The sequence below is a fragment of the Streptococcus cristatus genome (assembly GCF_003943505.1).
Lineage (GTDB): Bacteria > Bacillota > Bacilli > Lactobacillales > Streptococcaceae > Streptococcus > Streptococcus cristatus_E.
This window is the reverse complement of sequence record NZ_RJPS01000010.1, coordinates 61,202-77,705: the sequence shown is the minus strand read 5'-3', so window position 1 is coordinate 77,705 and position 16,504 is coordinate 61,202. Positions and strand designations below refer to the sequence as shown.

Below are 16,504 nucleotides of genomic sequence, written 5' to 3'. Positions count from 1 at the left end.
CATAAGTTGCACTGTCGCTTGGAGTCCAATCTGTGATTTCCGCTGGAAGAGCCTTACCTGCCGTCTCACTCTCGAAGCGGTAACTTGCTTGGTACTTATTGGCTCTAAATTCCCACTGACCAACAAAGGTAACATCTGCCTGATTGACCACTGCGCCAGCTGGAATATATCTCTTAAAGGTCCAGATACCATCATTCACTGCGTCTGTGTAGGTAGTTTGGATTGGCTGCTTAGCCAAAACTGCAACACTATTTAGATAAGTCTCACTGTCTCTTGGAGTCAAGGCTGTGATAACTACTGGAAGATTCTTCCCAGCAGTCGCACTTTCGAAGCGGTAAGCTGCTCGATACTGGTTTGCCTTAAATTCCCATTTGCCTACAAAATCCACATTAGCCTTGTTGACAACGGTGCTATCTGCGTCGTAACCCTTAAACGTCCATGTACCGTCATTCACGGTATCTGTGTAAGTCGTTTGAGCAGGTTGTTTAGCTGAAACTGCTGCGCCATTCACATAAGTTGTACGATCATTTGGAGATAAGGCCGTGATAGCTGCAGGAAGATCTTTCCCAGCGGTCGCACTTTCGAATCGATAAGCTGCTTGATACTGATTCGCCTTAAACTCCCACTTACCAACGAAAGCTAGATCAGCCTTTTTCACAATCTTACTTTTAGCATCATAACCAACAAAAGTCCAGATACCATCGTTCACATCATCTGTGTAAGTCGTTGTAGTCAACTCTTCTGGTAGAACCTTTTGTGTATTGTAGTAAGTTGAGGTGTCTTTTGGTGTTTTCTTCTGGATAAAGTCAGGTAAAGAAAGTCCAGTCGTCCCACTTTCAAAACGATAGCTTACATGGTGGGGTCTAGGCGTTACTTCCCATATACCAGTATATATCACGCGCTTGCCATCATAAGTCGCATTCTTGTGATCGTATCCCTTGAAGGTCCATACATAATCTTTTTCAGCTTCTTCTACTGATTCTTTAGCCGGTTGTTTGGCTACAATTGTGTCACCAACCTTGTAAGAGGCCTCATCTTTCGGAAGCATGTCCAAGATACTTTGTGGCAATGGGACACCTGCTTTAGATGATTTGAATACATATTCTGGATTAGGAGTGGGGGCCCATCTTCCAACAAAAGTCCGTCTTCCTACTCCAATAATGACTTTTTCTTTATCATATCCTTCGAATCTCCAAGTTACCTTATTTGCTCTATCAACATAAGTCGTTTCACTTGGTTGTTCAGCATCTACTTCTGTAAGAAACAGGCCGCCCATCTTATAATCAGTTGGATTTTTCGGAGTCAGCTTGGTAATGTATGCTGGCAATGCAATATCAGGATTAGTTGACTGGAACTCATAGTCGACACCATTTGGCTCAAAGCTCCACGTTCCAGTTATGGTTTTGACTTTCGTTCCTGCAATAGCTTTTCCATATTTAGCTGTATCAAAACCATGGAAAGTCCAGGTACCAGTTGGAACACTTACTGTAGTTGTCTCAAGTTGAATCACATCTTTGTAATCGTCCGCTTGAGCTACAAATTCACTAGCAGCTGGAAGCATTGAGCGAATCTTATTGGGCAGAGGATAGATCGGAGTTGAGTTCTTAAATTTGTATTCTACTCTGTAAGTAGTATCAGCCTGTTTTGCAGAATCCTCAGGCAATTTTCCTTTAGAGGAAGTGTCTCCAGACTCTGCTTCTTTTGAAGGAATCTTATCCTTTCCCAAGATGACTTTTGAATTTTTATTACGAAGTCCAGAATTAACGAAGGTTACCAGATTTCGGTAAACTTTATCAATTTCTTCTTGCTTTGTCGCAGTTTGAAGTAGGCTATCAGCCGCTGTCATCAAGTCATTAAGGATTTCTAAACTCTCATCTGTTTTCCTTGAAAAATCCTTGTTGCGCAACTCTTTGAGATAATTCTCTAAAGCACTCTTCTTCAGACTAACGTTTGCAGAGGGCAGCTGGACTGCTCCTTCTGTGGATGGCTGAACCGTTTCAGCAACTGGTTGAGAATTTCTAAGAGCAGTTGAATCTGTCACTTGACTCGTCTCTGTCACAGTAGGGGTAGCAGATTTTATGATGGCTTGATTGTCTTCTTTAGTCTCTGCTTGTACTGACGCAGAAGCCATCGCTGAAGTTGTCTCTTTATTCTCTATTTTTGTTGCTTCAGACGCTCCTTCTGAGGCTTGATTATCTGACTTATTTCCCACTTGTGCTGTAGATTCGAGCTCATCTGCGTGAACTGTTTGGTCCACTCCAATCGCATTGGGTGCAAACAAAAATCCAATCGCAAGGGACACAGTAGCAACTGATAATTTGCGGATCGAATATTTTATCTTTCTATCCTGAAAAGACATCCTTTCCTCCTCTTTTACTTTCTTGGCAACTATTATAGCATAAATAGCGATAATTGCATATTAGGAGAGCCTATTCTTCGCATTTTTGGTTTCCTATGAAATAAATAATCATCATAAGTAAAAATAGGTATTGACTATACTTCTATCTTCATTTACTTTCTGTTAGGTACAAAAAAAGATTGAAAAAGCACTAAAAGGGCTTCTTCAATCTTCTTGATTTCTCTATCGAGACGCTAGCAGTCAAATATTCTATTTGTCCTCCGCAGCAAAACCGTCATTTCTAATCGCATACTGCTCTATGATACCATTATGACCAAAGAGAATGCCGTGGAGGACTCCGCCATAAACAGCTCCGCCATCCATACCAATCTTGCCATCCTCAGTCATCCATAGTTGATCTGTTCCTGGCGCCTCATGCAAGAGGTAAAATGTCGGTGTATGACCAAAGACGATCCTTTTGCCAGTCTGATTGCTGCCTTCATGAAAAGGCGCGCGAATCCAAACCTTTTGATAATCACTGGTCTCCCGCCAGTCTTTGAGCTCCAAATCTAGGCCAGCATGGACAAAAATGTAATGATCCGTCTCCAATAGGAAGGGCATCTGGCGAATAAAGGCTACCAAATCGGCTGCCTCCGTCTTGACACCTTCCGCGTCTGCTACTCCATTTACAGGAGCATTGAGTGGTCGGCCTAGAAGCGAATTGATCGTCGTGTCACCGCCGTTGCGTCGGTAGTGGTCATAAGACTTTTCAGGATTGTCCAGCCAGGTCAGAAACATATACTCATGATTGCCAGAAAGACAGATAGCTCCTTTCTGATCCACTAAATCCTTGACCCGCTCCAAAACTGCTCGGCTGTCCTCGCCACGATCGATCAAGTCGCCTAGAAAGACTAGTTGGCTGCAACCGTCCCAATGCTGGAGCAGCTCATCAAGCATACCAGCCTTGCCATGGACATCACCGATTGCAAAATATTTTGTCATAGTCGCCACTTTCTAAAGGAGACTGAAACACTTGTGTCTCAGCCTCGCTTGTTTATTTTTTTAATAATTCTCTAGCCTGCGTCAAAGCAGCCTCCGTCACATCTTCGCCAGCCAGCATCTTAGCAACTTCCTGAACACGCTCGTCAGCCGTCAGCAGGCGCACCGTTGAGACAGTCGAATTCTCATCCGAAATCTTCTCAATAAAGAACTGATAATCGGCAATCGCAATGACCTGCGGAAGATGGGAAATAGCCAAGACTTGACCGTTGGAGCCAATCTTGTAAATCTTCTGAGCAATAGCCTGGGCCACTCGGCCAGAAACGCCCGTATCCACTTCGTCAAAGACAATGCTGGTCTTACCTTCCTTACGAGAAAAGGCAGACTTGATAGCCAACATGAGACGGGAGAGTTCCCCGCCAGACGCAACTTTCACCAAAGGTTTGAAATCCTCGCCCGGATTTGCTGAGATGTAAAACTCTACTTGTTCATTGCCTTCACGGTTGAACTTGCCCTTACTGAACTGCACTTTAAAGCGCGCCTTTTCCATGTAAAGTTCCTGCAACTCCTGCTTGATTTCCGCTTCCAGCTGAGCTGCTAGGCCATGACGAGCCTGACTCAGCTCCTGGGCCAGCTCTACCAGCTCTCTCTCCAAGGCCTTCAGCTCTCGGTCCATATCCTCTGAGGACAAGTTGCTGCCAGTTAAAAGGCTGTATTCTTTGGAAATCTGAGCAAAGTATTCCAGCACATCATCTACTTGGCCACCATATTTACGTGTGATGCTGTTAATCAAGTCTAAGCGACTCTCCACCTGCAGCAGCCGATCTCCGTCAAAGTCCAGTCCATCTAAAATGTCCTCTAGGCGCTTGCTGACATCTTCCAAGACATAATAAGTCTCTGACAAGCTGCCGGAAAGCTCCTTATAGGCTGGATCGTAATCCTCGATAGACTCAAGGTCATTCATCGCTGAGCGAACATTGGCCAGACTGGAAAATTCTTCATTATCCAGCATGGTATAGGCATTGGTCAGCGTATCGGCAATGAGTTTGTGGTTGAGCAAGCGGTCTCGCTCCTGATGTAGAGCAGTGTCTTCACCACTTTTGAGGGCTGCGCTCTCAATCTCCGCCATCTGAAATTCCAGCATCTCAATCCTGGCCTTATGCTCCTGCTGATTTTTCTGCAAAGTCAGAACTTGCTTGCGCAGGCTTCGATAGCGGTCAAAGGTCTCCTGATAGCGGCCTTTGAGATGCAAAAAATCTGCTGTTCCAAACTCATCTAGCATGGCGATATGAAGCTGGGGTCTCATCAGCTCTTCCTGATCGTGCTGACCATGGATATCCACCAAATGCTGGCCGACAGCCTTTAGAACAGACAAATTAACCATCTGGCCATTGATACGGCTGACACTACGGCCGTTTTGCAGAATTTCCCGACGGATAATCAGCTCATCGGTCAGCTCCCAACCCTGCTCCTCAAAAATCTCTCGCAAAGCTCTGCTATTTTCCAGCGAGAAAAGTCCCTCTATCTCAGTCTTGGGCGCTCCATGACGAATAACATCGGTCGTCGCACGGCTGCCCAACATCATGTTCATGGCGTCAATAATAATAGACTTACCGGCTCCGGTTTCCCCGGTCAAAACCGTCATACCTTGCTCAAAATTAAGGGATATCTCCTCAATAATGGCAAAATTTTTAATCGAAATTTCTAATAACATAGGCTTTCCTACCAATTATTGATTTCAGCCGTGACTTTTTGGGCTGCACTTTCACTCACTGCAACGACTAAGATACTGTCATTATCCGCAATGATACTGAAAATTTCCTCAGCAAATTCTTTACTCAGGTGGCGTTTGACCACCGCTGCACTCCCTGGCACCAGATTGAGATTGAGCATATTTCCTAGATTCTGACAGGCCAAAATATTATTTTCTGCTAACTTCAGACTATTGGTCGCTGTTTTGGGAAGCTCATATATATAGGTATTATCTTTAAAAGGGATTTTGACAATCCCTAGCTCCTTGATATCTCGTGAAACCGTTGCCTGTGTCGCTGTAATACCAGACTCCCTGAGATGTGCTACAATTTCCTCTTGGGTGCCAATCTCAAACTCGCTGACAAATCGTCTGATTTTCTCTAATCTATCCTTCTTCTTCATCTTTAAATTCCTTGTGAGCCGCCTCTACGATAGCGACTAAGTCTTTCTCCAAGTCATTTTTCGGCTGCTCGCTTTTCTCCAGAAAGGCTAAAAATTCAACATTACCATGCCCACCCTGAATCGGAGAAAAATCTAAACCTTTGACTGAAAAACCTGCTTCCAGCATAAAGGCTGTCACGGTTTCCAGAACCGCCAAATGAACTTTCTTGTCCTTGATAATTCCCTTCTTGCCAATCTGCTCGCGGCCAGCCTCGAACTGAGGCTTGATCAAGGCCACGACCTGACCTCCCTCCTCTAAAATATGATAGAGGGCCGGCAAAATCAGGCTGAGCGTGATAAAGCTGACATCAATGCTGGCAAAGCTGGGACGGAAGTCGAAATCAGCTGGCTCGGCATAGCGAAAATTGAACTGCTCCATGCTGACGACCCGTTCATCTTGGCGAAGTTTCCAGGCTAACTGGTTGGTGCCGACATCAACAGCATAGACTAGTCGTGCTCCCGCCTGCAACATGACATCGGTAAATCCTCCAGTCGAAGCTCCGATATCCAAGGCTACTCGGTCTGCCACCGAAAGGCCAAACACTTGCAAAGCCTTTTCTAATTTTAGGCCGCCCCGACTGACATACTTGAGCTTTTCTCCCTTGAGCTTGAGCTCTGTTGTATCATCGATTTTTTCACCCGGTTTATCAAAGCGCTCTCCATTAGCAAGTGCCACGACTAGGCCTGCCATCACTCCACGCTTGGCCTGCTCTCGGGTCTCAAAGAGTCCTTGTCGATAGGCCAATACATCCACTCTCTCCTTAGCCATCCAGTCTCAAACTTTCTATTATTTTTTGAATTTCTTTAGCTGAAAAATCACTCTCTGCTTCTAGTTGCTCCAATAGACTTTTCGCTTGTTCTAGCGTTTCATCGAAAAAGGCTCTGGCTCCATCCAAACCTAGTAAGGCTGGATAGGTCGATTTCTCAGCTACCAAATCCTTCTGCGGTGTCTTACCGATCTGCTCAAAACTAGCTGTCACATCTAAAATATCATCCCGTACCTGAAAAGCTAAGCCCAAGAGTTCTCCCACTTGACGGAGCTTCCCTAGGACGGATTGACCAGTCTGAGCAATGATTCCCGCTGCTACAAAAGGATAGGCCAAGAGCTTGCCTGTCTTATTGGCGTGAATGGTCTGGAGCTGGTCCATGGTCAACTTGCGACCTTCGCCTTGCATATCCAAGACTTGTCCAGCCACCATGCCAAAGGATCCAGCAGCCAGAGACAGCTCTGCTATCAGCTCCACCTTGACCTGACCAGGGAGCTCTACCATTGCCACCAAACCATAAGGATCCAAAAAGAGAGAATCTCCCGCTAAAATGGCCATATCCTCCCCGAATTTCTTGTGGCTGGTCAGACGCCCACGGCGGTAGTCATCATTATCCATAGCTGGCAAATCATCATGGATCAGGCTGCCAGTGTGAATCATCTCCAGAGCTGCCGCCACCTGAAAATGGGCAGGAGTTAATTCCAGACCAAAGCCCTCTAGCAACTCCAAAAGCAAGAGAGGGCGGATCCGCTTACCACCAGCCTCGATAGAATAGAGAATGGTCTCAGTCAAATCCGCTGACACTTCCTTGCTCTGATAAAAATCTTGAATCGTCAGGCCAATTTGCCTGATTTTATGCTCTCTTGTCATGCCATATCCGTTTCCGTGCCATCAGCCTGCATGACCTTGACCAAGGTCTTTTCTGCCTGATCTAGCGTCTTTTGCAAATCTTTAGACAGCTGCATGCCCTTCTGGAATTCAGCGATTGCCTCTTCCAAGGCCACATCCCCATTTTCCAGCTTCTGGACAATAGCTTCCAAATCAGCTAAATTTTCTTCAAATTTCTTGTCTTTTGACATCTTTTACCTCAACTTGGACCTGACCATCCCGCATGAGAATAGTCAGCTGATCCTTCTTCTTGATATCCTGACTGGACTCGATTACTGTTTCATTTTTTTGGACAATAGCGTAGCCCCGCGCCACGATTCGACTGGTGTCCAGCATGAGTAGCGCATCCGATAGCCGCTTGGCTTCAGCCACCTTATGGTCATAGATCACTGCCATATTGCTACGCAACAAGCGTTCTTGCTGGTGAAGCTGCTCCTGATAGCGCTGCACCTGCCGCAGAGGTGACAAAGACTCCAAGCGATGCTGGAGAATCTTGACCTGCTGGACTTCTTCACTATAATATTCGCGAATTTTTTGCTTTAAACGCAGATTAAGCTGGTCTAGCTTTTGCAGATAACCATCATAAAGTCGCTCTGGCTGCCGAAAAATAACAGATGAAGCCAATTTATGCAAGCGTTCTCGCTGGTAAGCCAGTCGATTTGCAGCTGCATTTGACAGACGATTTTGCTGCTGGCTCAAATGCCCCAGAAGATCCAGCTTGGTGACTGGTGTCGCCAATTCAGCTGCTGCTGTGGGAGTTGCTGCTCGTCGGTCTGCCACAAAGTCAGCCAGAGTCGTATCCGTTTCATGCCCCACACTGGAAATGATCGGAATCCGAGACTCAAATATGGCTCGTACGACAATTTCCTCATTAAAAGCCCAAAGATCCTCGATGGACCCGCCGCCCCGACCAATAATCAAAACATCCAAATCTTCTCGATCATTGGCTCGACGGATATTAGCCGCCACCTCGGCGGCAGCTCCCTCTCCCTGAACCTTGGTCGGATAAAGAAGGATATCCACGCCTGGAAAACGGCGACTGACTGTCGTGATAATATCTCGGATAACAGCTCCGCTAGGACTGGTCACCACCCCAATTTTCTTAGGAAACTGAGGCAAGGCTTGTTTAAACTTATCTTGGAAAAGACCTTCTTCTCCCAGTTTTTTCTTGAGCTGCTCAAATTGAACAGCCAAGGCGCCAATGCCGTCTGGCTCAGCCTTTTCAATGACAATCGAATATGACCCACTTGGCTCATAGAGCTGGACACGGCCAATGACATTGACCTTCATGCCCTCTTCTAGTTCAAAACCAAGCTTTTTATAAACACCTGACCAAATATTCGCCTGAATAACTGCCTTCTCATCCTTGAGGGAAAAATACTGGTGATTGGGGCGCTTGCGAAAATTAGAGACCTGACCTGTCAGATAAACCCGCTCCAAATAAGGATCACGGTCAAACTTCATCTTCAGATAACGGGTCAAGGTCGAAACCGATAAATAATCTGGCATGTCGCTCCCTTTCTATTTTCTAGTATTTGCGTAACTTTTATTATACCAAAAAATGGAGGAAGTCAGTGATTCCAAGTTCCTGATTTTCATCATAAAATCACTATCGCTTGGTACTTTCTTTGATAATTTGATACATTTCGATGTGCAACTGTTGCGCAATGAATTCTAAGGTTAGTAAACTAGGAATCGAATCGCCTGCCTCGATCCGAGCAAGCTGTCTGACTGTCAAACGAGTCTCATCTTCACACAGCAATTCCCTTGTCATTTTACGTTGTTCCCTTAATTCTCTAATTTTTTTTCCAATTGCTATCCTTAACTCTGACATAAGACTTTTTGCACTTATCCACTTCTACTAAATTGTATAATATTAACTCTCATACTTTATTATTATTATAGCACAAAAAAGGGTTCTATCATATTAACTTTTTTAATATATATTGAAAAAATAGATCATGTGAAAAAGAAGAAAAATCCTAGTTTTCCCCAGTCACGACAAGATTCCCAAAATCACAAAAAGAGACTCGAATTTTTCCAAGTCTCCCAAGATTTATTGACTCAAATTCTTCATCCAAGTTGGAATTCGTTGACTCAATTCTGTCGGTAATACCACATAAAACTCTTTGGCTAATTCATCCGCAATGGCTGAATGCAAGTAGGTCGCAGCTATCACTCTTTCAAAAAGTGAAACCTGCTGAAATTGACCTGCAAAGCCAGCAATCATCCCTGCCAAGGTATCTCCCATACCACCAGTTGCTTGATGGGGACCACCAATCTGCAGTTGATAAACATCCTTTTCCCCACTCTGAAAAACTCGCGTTCCATTCCTTTTCTGTACGACTAGAGTTCCCTTAGGAAATTGGTTAACAGCCTTTTGGCTAGATTTTTCGTCCTGTGACTCGATGGGCAGACCAGACAAGCTTTCCCATTCTTTCTGATGAGGGGTAAAAATCGTCTGGGACTTTGGAAAAGGCAGAGCTTGCTTGGCAAAAAGCGATATAGCACCCCCATCCATAATCAGGATTTGTTGCTTGTTTACAAGCTGTAAAACCAGCTGCAGCACAGATTTCTCTAAAGAATTTTCAGCTAAACCCGGCCCAATTAAAATAACAGTAGCCTTGCGGATCTGATCCATCAGTCGCTCTTGCTCCCACAAACCAAAGGCCATAGCCTCTGGCAAATGAGCATGGAGGGCAGAAATATTTTCCCGTTCAGTTGCAACTGTCACCAAACCAGCTCCGCTCCTTACTGCGGCCAAAGCAGCCATGATAATAGCTCCGCCATAGGGATAGGTCCCACCAATCAAGAGCAGGCGACCATAGTCACCTTTATGGCTGTCTGGCGATCGATTTATAATAACCTTTTTCAAAAGCCTGTCACTGACTAGTTTCATATTTGAACCTCTATAATTATTTAAATGTTTTCAAAAACCAATATTACCCGCTCAAGCACATCAAGCAAAGAAATTTGACTGCCATTTTCTATCCCTCATAAGCATATCTTTATTGAATTCTAGTTGCGTAAGAGAACAGTGTTGAGCCCAACAAAAAGCATTATCTTTCTTCACTTCACAATCAAAAGCTAAAATTACTCTCCACCTCACCAGTTATCGCCAATAAGTATATCCTATACTTTGACAATTTTTTCCGAAATTTCCAATCTTTATTTCGACCCGAGCAATTTTTCTTCTCCCATATTTTACCATATTTTCGCTTGATGTTTAAAATGAAGAAATAGATTCAGAGAAAGGACCATGTGGAACTGTTACATTGCTTACTACCACAGCACTTAATAAATGGAAACTTCCACCAAAGAAAACTATACCACGATACTCTAGCCTCATCTAAAAAAGACCCAGCGGATTTTAAAAAACATGTAGTTGCCAATGCAACTCTTTGCTTGTAACCAAAAACAGCTATCGGATCATCCAAACAAACAAATTTATCTTGAAAACAAAAAAAGGTCCATTGGACCTTTTCAAAATGTTAAGTTACTACTGTAACTTTCTATCAACAACCTAAAAATGTCTCCCAGATTGTTTCAGCCACCTAAATATGCTTTGCGGACTTCGTCAGAAGCGAGGAGCTCTTGACCGGTTCCAGACAGAACGATTTTTCCTGTTTCAAGAACATAACCACGGTCTGCGATAGACAGTGCTTTATTGGCATTTTGCTCAATCAAAAGCACAGTTGTACCCTGCTTTTGTATATCTTGAATGATATCAAAGATTTCTTGGATGAAAATTGGAGCCAGCCCCATTGACGGCTCGTCCAAGAGTAAGAGCTTAGGCGTAGACATGAGCGCTCGTCCCATAGCTAACATCTGCTGCTCACCACCTGAAAGGGTTGCAGCATCTTGGTTTTTACGCTCTTCCAAGCGTGGGAAACGAGAGAAGACCTTTTTGAGATTGGCTTGATTTTCTTCACGATTTTTCTTAAGAAAAGCTCCCATTTCAAGGTTTTCTAAGACAGTCAAACCTGGAAAAATATGGCGCCCTTCTGGAACCTGTGAAAGTCCTGCAGCCACAATCTTTTGAGCAGGCACTTTTTGAATTTCATTGCCTAGAAATTCAATTTTCCCAGCACTTGGGCGAACCAAACCAGAGATCGTGCGGAGGATAGTCGTTTTACCAGCACCATTGGCACCGATAAGGGAAACAACCTCCCCCTCGTTGACTTCAAAGCTGACATCACGGACAGCCTGAATCATGCCATAGTGGACAGATAGATTTTCAACTTTGAGCATGGACATTAGGCTTCACCTCCTAGATAAGCTTCAATAACGCGTTTGTCATTCTTAATCTCATCTGGTGTGCCGTGGGCAATCAAGCGACCGTACTCTAGTACGTAGATGCGCTCAGTTACTTCCATAACCAGACTCATATCATGCTCAATTAGCATGATGGTAATGTTAAATTCATTTTTAATCCGACGGATCAGGGCAGTCAGCTCAGCTGTTTCCTGTGGATTCATCCCAGCAGCTGGCTCATCCAAGAAGAGAATCTTAGGCTCTGTGGCAAGTGCTCGGACAATCTCCAGACGACGTTGCTGACCATAGGCCAAATTTTTAGCTAAGGTTTCTGCTTCCTTATCCAAGTCAAAGATGGCCAGCAATTCCAAAGCTTTCGCTTTCAATTCTTCTTCATTTTTATAAAATGCCGGAAGGCGGAAGAAAGAAGCCAGTACATGAGGTTTATGGTGATTACCAAAAGCAATCAACACATTATCCAAGACTGTCAAATCTTTAAAGAGACGAATATTTTGGAATGTCCGGCTGAGCCCCAGAGTTGCAATTTTGTAAGGTGCCTTGCCATTCAGCAAGTGCCCATCCAAAGTGACCGTTCCCTCACTCGGCTCATAGACGCCCGTCAAAAGGTTGAAAAGAGTTGTTTTTCCAGCACCGTTAGGCCCAATAAGACCGACCAGTTCCCCTTCGTTCAATTCCAGAGTCACGTCACTAACAGCTGTTAGTCCTCCAAAATTTTTGGTTAATTTTTTTACATCAAGAAGTGCCATTATTCTTTGACCTCCTTATTCTTTTTAAAGAGCTTAGCCAAGCTCAATTCCCAAGTACCAAGCAAGCCGCCTGGACGGAAAATCATCACCAAGATTAGGGCAAGCGAATAAACAATCATCCGAACGCTGGAGATATCTTGTAAAAGCATATTGAGGATACCCAATACCACTGCCGCAACGATTGCTCCAGTCATTGATCCAAGACCGCCAAAAACGACGATAATCAAGACATTGATTGTATTAATAAAGGAATAGTCTTTTGGTACAACAGAGCCAACAAATCCAGCCTGCAAAGAACCTGCAATAGAAGCCGTAATAGCTCCAAAAACGAAAGCAATGACCTTAATTTTTGTTGTATTGACACCGACAGACTCTGCCGCAATCTCGTCCTCGCGAACAGACAAGGTGCTACGTCCGATAGGACTGCGGAGGAAGTTAAGAGTCAAAATAGTTGTAATTACGACAAAGACATAAACCAACTGCCAAGAGGTAAAATTAGGAATGGATAGGATACCTGCCGCACCATTAGTCAGGTCGCCTCCATTGACAATCAAAATCCGGATAATTTCAGAAACACCCAGCGTCGCAATTGCCAAATAGTCTCCCTTTAAGCGCAGGGTCGGAATACCAACAAGCAGAGCTACTGCACCTGCAATCACAGCGCCAACCAACATAGCAATAAAGAAAGTACCATAGTTTGGAGATTTAGAGCCCATAATAGCTACTGCATAGGCACCAATCGCCATAAAGCCAGCATGCCCAAGAGAGAATTGCCCAGAAAAACCAACGATAAGATTGAGGCCAACGGCCAAGATAATATTAATCCCAATCTGCTCAAAGATTTGCAGATAGAAAGGATTGAGAATGCCTGTGCTAGCAAGCACTGTCATCAAAAGGTAGCCAAAGAGGATCAGAGCAAGCCATAACGCATTTATTTTTAAATTCTTTTTCATACATTACACCTTCTCTTTCACATTTTTACCTAGAATACCAGCTGGACGAACCAATAGAATGATAATCAAAATTGCATACACAATCGCATCTCGGAAATCTGATAATCCAACTGCTGTTGCAAAAGTTTCCAAGAGACCGATTACAAAACCACCCAAAGCTGCCCCTGGGATGATACCAATTCCTCCCAAAACTGCCGCAACGAAAGACTTGATACCTGGGGTCATTCCCATCAGTGGCTCAAGTGAGTTGTAGTAAAGGGCAATCAGCACCCCTGCTGCTCCTGCCAAGGCTGAACCCAAGGCAAAAGTAAAACTGATCGTACGATTGACATTAATCCCCATCAGCTGGGCAGCATCGCTATCCACGGAAACAGCCCGCATGGCTTTACCCATTTTGGTTTTTTGCACAATAAACTGCAAACCAACCATGAGTAAAATAGAAATTCCCAAAATCATTAGTTGGATATTGGAAATCGAAACTGGTCCAATCGTATAACGCACTGTTTCAATCACCTGAGGGAAAGAACGAGTATTGGCACCTACAAAGAAGACCATCCCGTATTCCAAAAGGAAAGAAACCCCAATCGCCGTAATCAAGGCTGCAATCCGTGTCGAATTGCGCAGCGGACGATAGGCTAAGAACTCAATCACTACACCGAGGATTGCTGTTCCAACCATAGACAAAATAAGGGCCACAAAGAAATTCAGGTGAAGGGTGTTAATCAGGTAATATCCCATGAAAGCACCGATCATATAAATGTCTCCATGCGCGAAATTGATCAGTTTGATAATCCCGTAAACCATGGTATAACCCAAGGCCAGAAGCGCATAGACACTCCCCAAAATCAATCCATTGGCTAGCTGCTGAAGAATTTGTTCGAGCATTCCACACCACTCTTTCTAATATAAAATAAGAGCAGAAACAACAATCTCAGACGAAGCCTTGTCTTGCCGTCTCTACTCAAACATCATAAGCAAGTAATAAACAAGCCAAAGACTGGGAATGCTCCCAGCCTCAGACCCTTTATTCAGGTTTAACTGTTTCAACAGTTTCTACTTTACCATCTTTCAAACCGATCATCAAGGCTGTCTTCACAGGGTTGTGATCTTTATCAATGGTAATGGATCCAGTAACTCCTTCAAAGTCTTTTAACTTAGCAAGGTTATCTTTAATATCTACAGATGTTTTTGCACCCTTAGATGCTTCTGCTGCCATGTAAACTGCGTCATATGAGAGCGCTGCAAACATAGATGGTTCTTCATTGTATTTAGCCTTGTAAGCTGCAACGAATTTCTTCGCTTTATCTGTCATGTCACCTGAAGTTGAGAAACCAGATACATAATAAACATTAGTTGCTGCTGCTGGAGTTGCTTGTTCTACAAACTTAGCATCGCTAAATCCGTCTGGTCCAACGATTGTTTGAGTGATACTCAAACCACGCGCTTGGTTCACCAATTTACCAGCTTCTGTGTAGTAACCTAGTACAACCAGTGAATCAAATTCTTTGCCTTTTATCTTTGTCAAAGCAGCTTGGAAATCTGAGTCACCAGAAGCAAAGGTTTCTGTCGCAACAATTTCACCCTTGTATTCTTTCTTGAAGGCTTCAGCCATTCCTTTAGCATAGTCGCTTGAGTTGTCATAATAGAGTACAACTTTCTTAGCTTTCAAGTTTTCTGTTACATATTTAGAGATGACTTTACCTTGGTAACTATCAGTAAAGGTTGCACGATACAGATAGTCTTGGTTTTTTGTCAAATCATCCTGTGTAGCACTTGGTGTTACCAAAGGCACACCAGCTTTACCAGCATTGGCAATTGCAGCCGCAACCCCACCTGAAGTCGCAGGACCGATGATGGTATTCACCTTATCTTGAGTCGCCAAGCTTGTAGAAATAGTAGCTGCTTCTGCTGTTTCTGATTTGTTGTCTTTATCAGTTACTTCGATTTTCTTGCCGTCTACACCGCCAGCTGCGTTGATTTCATCAACAGCAAGTTGAGCACCGTGTTGTTCTGCAGTACCGTAAGCTGCTACAGCGCCAGTTTCTTCAAAGTTGAAACCGAACTTAAGTGTTTTACCGATTTCTGTTCCAGTAGCAGATGAGTTGTTTGTAGAAACTTCTCCACAGGCTGCTAGAAGCGCAGCACTAGCAAAAGCTACAAGCGAAAGTGCAAATTTTTTCTTCATGAATAATCTCCTCTATTTTGTTATTTGCTTTGTTTGCAAATGATATAGTAAGAATATACCGAATTATCTGACAATTGTCAACCCAAAGAACCCATTTTTTTAAATAATAGCGTTTTCTTGGTTTCTAAACAAGCTTCCAACAAAATTCGTATCCAGATTTTGGATCTCGCAGGTCTGGATTTTTTTGATATAGGACTCTTTTGACAAGCTCTCCTTCAGAGAATCCGCCTGATCTTTTGCCACATAAAGCTGCAAATAACGGTGTTTCTTAGAATGATAAATAATATCTCCAACATGGGCCAGCTTCTTTGCATCTCGATTATAGTATAGATGAATAATTAAACCCATTCGTTCTTCTTTTTTAAACATGTCAATCCTCTCTGGTCATTTGTACTCTATTGATTATATCAAAAAAAGCCCACAAATGGGGCATTTTTTCGTAGTTATAATTGAAGACTAGCTAAGATTATTATTAGCCATGATTTCATCAATGAAACCATACTCAAGGGTTTCTTGGGCGCTCATCCAGTAATCACGTTCAGCATCTGCGTGAATCTGCTCAACCGATTTACCAGAATTGTCTGCAAGAATTTGCTCCAAGGTCCTACGAGTCTTAAGCAAATGCTCTGCTGCAATAGCCATATCTGTTTGCTGAGTACCTCCACCAGTACCACCCATTGGCTGGTGGATCATATACTCTGCATTTGGAAGCATGAATCGTTTGCCCTTAGCACCGCTAGAAGCAATGATAGTCCCCATGCTGGCTGCCATTCCCATGACAATTGTCTGCACATCAGACTTGATGAAGTTCATGGTATCCACAATCGCCAATCCTGCTGAGACAGAGCCACCAGGAGTATTGACATAAAGATAGATGTCTTTGGTGCTGTCTTGTGCATCTAGGAAAAGCAATTGCGCAATAACAGAATTAGCCATATTGTCCTCAACAGGACCTGTCAGCATGATAATACGGTCTTTTAAAAGGCGTGAGTAAATGTCATAAGAACGCTCACCACGGCTGGTTTGTTCAATAACTACAGGAATCATGAATATTTTCTCCTTCATTCGATCTATTCATTATTATAACTTTTTGGTCAAAAAAGGTCAAATATTTGCTTTATCTGTCGGATGACAGAGAACAAAGCTGTGATTGTCTTTGG

Annotated in this window: 17 protein-coding genes; all 17 read right to left on the bottom strand. The window is 43.6% G+C overall.

All coding sequences use genetic code 11. The features are described 5' to 3' along the window. On the bottom strand, positions 1 to 2,359 hold a 2,359-nt coding region (locus D8792_RS09065), incomplete at its 3' end, for an SHIRT domain-containing protein (RefSeq protein WP_125373746.1). 249 nt (positions 2,360 to 2,608) lie between these two features. Then, complete coding sequence (locus D8792_RS09060; RefSeq protein ID WP_125373745.1) at positions 2,609 to 3,340, bottom strand: metallophosphoesterase; 732 nt, start codon at positions 3,338 to 3,340, stop codon at positions 2,609 to 2,611. 52 nt (positions 3,341 to 3,392) lie between these two features. Next, positions 3,393 to 5,051, bottom strand: coding sequence for a DNA repair protein RecN (recN, locus tag D8792_RS09055; RefSeq protein WP_125373744.1), 1,659 nt, complete (start codon positions 5,049 to 5,051; stop codon positions 3,393 to 3,395). 8 nt (positions 5,052 to 5,059) lie between these two features. Further along, complete coding sequence (locus D8792_RS09050; RefSeq protein WP_125373743.1) at positions 5,060 to 5,491, bottom strand: arginine repressor; 432 nt, start codon at positions 5,489 to 5,491, stop codon at positions 5,060 to 5,062. Next, positions 5,475 to 6,299: a TlyA family RNA methyltransferase gene (locus D8792_RS09045; RefSeq protein ID WP_125373742.1), complete on the bottom strand. Its 825-nt coding sequence runs from the start codon at positions 6,297 to 6,299 to the stop codon at positions 5,475 to 5,477. The genes D8792_RS09050 and D8792_RS09045 overlap by 17 nt, the downstream gene beginning before the upstream one ends. Beyond that, positions 6,292 to 7,167 carry a polyprenyl synthetase family protein gene (locus tag D8792_RS09040; RefSeq protein WP_125373741.1) on the bottom strand — a complete coding sequence of 292 codons (876 nt, stop codon included), beginning with the start codon at positions 7,165 to 7,167 and terminating at the stop codon, positions 6,292 to 6,294. Before D8792_RS09040 ends, D8792_RS09045 begins: the two co-directional genes overlap by 8 nt. Next, the gene (locus D8792_RS09035; protein ID WP_125373740.1) at positions 7,164 to 7,376 is read right to left on the bottom strand and encodes an exodeoxyribonuclease VII small subunit; all 213 of its coding nucleotides are present in this window, start codon (positions 7,374 to 7,376) and stop codon (positions 7,164 to 7,166) included. The genes D8792_RS09040 and D8792_RS09035 overlap by 4 nt, the downstream gene beginning before the upstream one ends. Continuing rightward, on the bottom strand, positions 7,354 to 8,694 hold the full coding sequence (xseA, locus tag D8792_RS09030; RefSeq protein ID WP_125373739.1) for an exodeoxyribonuclease VII large subunit: 1,341 nt from the start codon (positions 8,692 to 8,694) through the stop codon (positions 7,354 to 7,356). The genes D8792_RS09035 and xseA overlap by 23 nt, the downstream gene beginning before the upstream one ends. Positions 8,695 to 8,794: 100 nt before the next feature. Beyond that, positions 8,795 to 9,019 (bottom strand): helix-turn-helix domain-containing protein, encoded by a 225-nt coding sequence (locus tag D8792_RS09025; RefSeq protein WP_125373738.1) that lies wholly within the window; start codon positions 9,017 to 9,019, stop codon positions 8,795 to 8,797. 222 nt (positions 9,020 to 9,241) lie between these two features. After that, positions 9,242 to 10,084, bottom strand: a complete 843-nt coding sequence (locus tag D8792_RS09020; RefSeq protein ID WP_125373737.1) for an NAD(P)H-hydrate dehydratase — start codon at positions 10,082 to 10,084, stop codon at positions 9,242 to 9,244. Between the two features lie 647 nt (positions 10,085 to 10,731). Further along, positions 10,732 to 11,442: an ABC transporter ATP-binding protein gene (locus D8792_RS09015; RefSeq protein ID WP_005589511.1), complete on the bottom strand. Its 711-nt coding sequence runs from the start codon at positions 11,440 to 11,442 to the stop codon at positions 10,732 to 10,734. Continuing rightward, complete coding sequence (locus D8792_RS09010; protein ID WP_125373736.1) at positions 11,442 to 12,206, bottom strand: ABC transporter ATP-binding protein; 765 nt, start codon at positions 12,204 to 12,206, stop codon at positions 11,442 to 11,444. Before D8792_RS09010 ends, D8792_RS09015 begins: the two co-directional genes overlap by 1 nt. Beyond that, the gene (locus D8792_RS09005) at positions 12,206 to 13,159 is read right to left on the bottom strand and encodes a branched-chain amino acid ABC transporter permease (protein WP_125373735.1); all 954 of its coding nucleotides are present in this window, start codon (positions 13,157 to 13,159) and stop codon (positions 12,206 to 12,208) included. Before D8792_RS09005 ends, D8792_RS09010 begins: the two co-directional genes overlap by 1 nt. Before the next feature lie 3 nt (positions 13,160 to 13,162). Next, positions 13,163 to 14,032 (bottom strand): branched-chain amino acid ABC transporter permease, encoded by an 870-nt coding sequence (locus D8792_RS09000; protein WP_095666451.1) that lies wholly within the window; start codon positions 14,030 to 14,032, stop codon positions 13,163 to 13,165. Positions 14,033 to 14,183: 151 nt separating this feature from the next. Then, entirely contained in the window at positions 14,184 to 15,344 is a 1,161-nt protein-coding gene (locus D8792_RS08995) for an ABC transporter substrate-binding protein (RefSeq protein WP_125373734.1), read from the bottom strand. 99 nt (positions 15,345 to 15,443) lie between these two features. Then, the gene (locus tag D8792_RS08990) at positions 15,444 to 15,713 is read right to left on the bottom strand and encodes a DUF2129 domain-containing protein (RefSeq protein ID WP_062004135.1); all 270 of its coding nucleotides are present in this window, start codon (positions 15,711 to 15,713) and stop codon (positions 15,444 to 15,446) included. Positions 15,714 to 15,800: 87 nt separating this feature from the next. Beyond that, positions 15,801 to 16,391 (bottom strand): ATP-dependent Clp protease proteolytic subunit, encoded by a 591-nt coding sequence (locus D8792_RS08985; protein WP_005592197.1) that lies wholly within the window; start codon positions 16,389 to 16,391, stop codon positions 15,801 to 15,803. Positions 16,392 to 16,504: the final 113 nt, after the last annotated feature.

Coding starts and splice junctions, on each gene's coding strand:
- D8792_RS09060 (WP_125373745.1), bottom strand. CDS start 3,340: ATGACAAAATATTTTGCAATCGGTGATGTCCATGGCAAGGCTGGTATG.
- recN (WP_125373744.1), bottom strand. CDS start 5,051: ATGTTATTAGAAATTTCGATTAAAAATTTTGCCATTATTGAGGAGATA.
- D8792_RS09050 (WP_125373743.1), bottom strand. CDS start 5,491: ATGAAGAAGAAGGATAGATTAGAGAAAATCAGACGATTTGTCAGCGAG.
- D8792_RS09045 (WP_125373742.1), bottom strand. CDS start 6,299: ATGGCTAAGGAGAGAGTGGATGTATTGGCCTATCGACAAGGACTCTTT.
- D8792_RS09040 (WP_125373741.1), bottom strand. CDS start 7,167: ATGACAAGAGAGCATAAAATCAGGCAAATTGGCCTGACGATTCAAGAT.
- D8792_RS09035 (WP_125373740.1), bottom strand. CDS start 7,376: ATGTCAAAAGACAAGAAATTTGAAGAAAATTTAGCTGATTTGGAAGCT.
- xseA (WP_125373739.1), bottom strand. CDS start 8,694: ATGCCAGATTATTTATCGGTTTCGACCTTGACCCGTTATCTGAAGATG.
- D8792_RS09025 (WP_125373738.1), bottom strand. CDS start 9,019: ATGTCAGAGTTAAGGATAGCAATTGGAAAAAAAATTAGAGAATTAAGG.
- D8792_RS09020 (WP_125373737.1), bottom strand. CDS start 10,084: ATGAAACTAGTCAGTGACAGGCTTTTGAAAAAGGTTATTATAAATCGA.
- D8792_RS09015 (WP_005589511.1), bottom strand. CDS start 11,442: ATGTCCATGCTCAAAGTTGAAAATCTATCTGTCCACTATGGCATGATT.
- D8792_RS09010 (WP_125373736.1), bottom strand. CDS start 12,206: ATGGCACTTCTTGATGTAAAAAAATTAACCAAAAATTTTGGAGGACTA.
- D8792_RS09005 (WP_125373735.1), bottom strand. CDS start 13,159: ATGAAAAAGAATTTAAAAATAAATGCGTTATGGCTTGCTCTGATCCTC.
- D8792_RS08995 (WP_125373734.1), bottom strand. CDS start 15,344: ATGAAGAAAAAATTTGCACTTTCGCTTGTAGCTTTTGCTAGTGCTGCG.
- D8792_RS08990 (WP_062004135.1), bottom strand. CDS start 15,713: ATGTTTAAAAAAGAAGAACGAATGGGTTTAATTATTCATCTATACTAT.
- D8792_RS08985 (WP_005592197.1), bottom strand. CDS start 16,391: ATGATTCCTGTAGTTATTGAACAAACCAGCCGTGGTGAGCGTTCTTAT.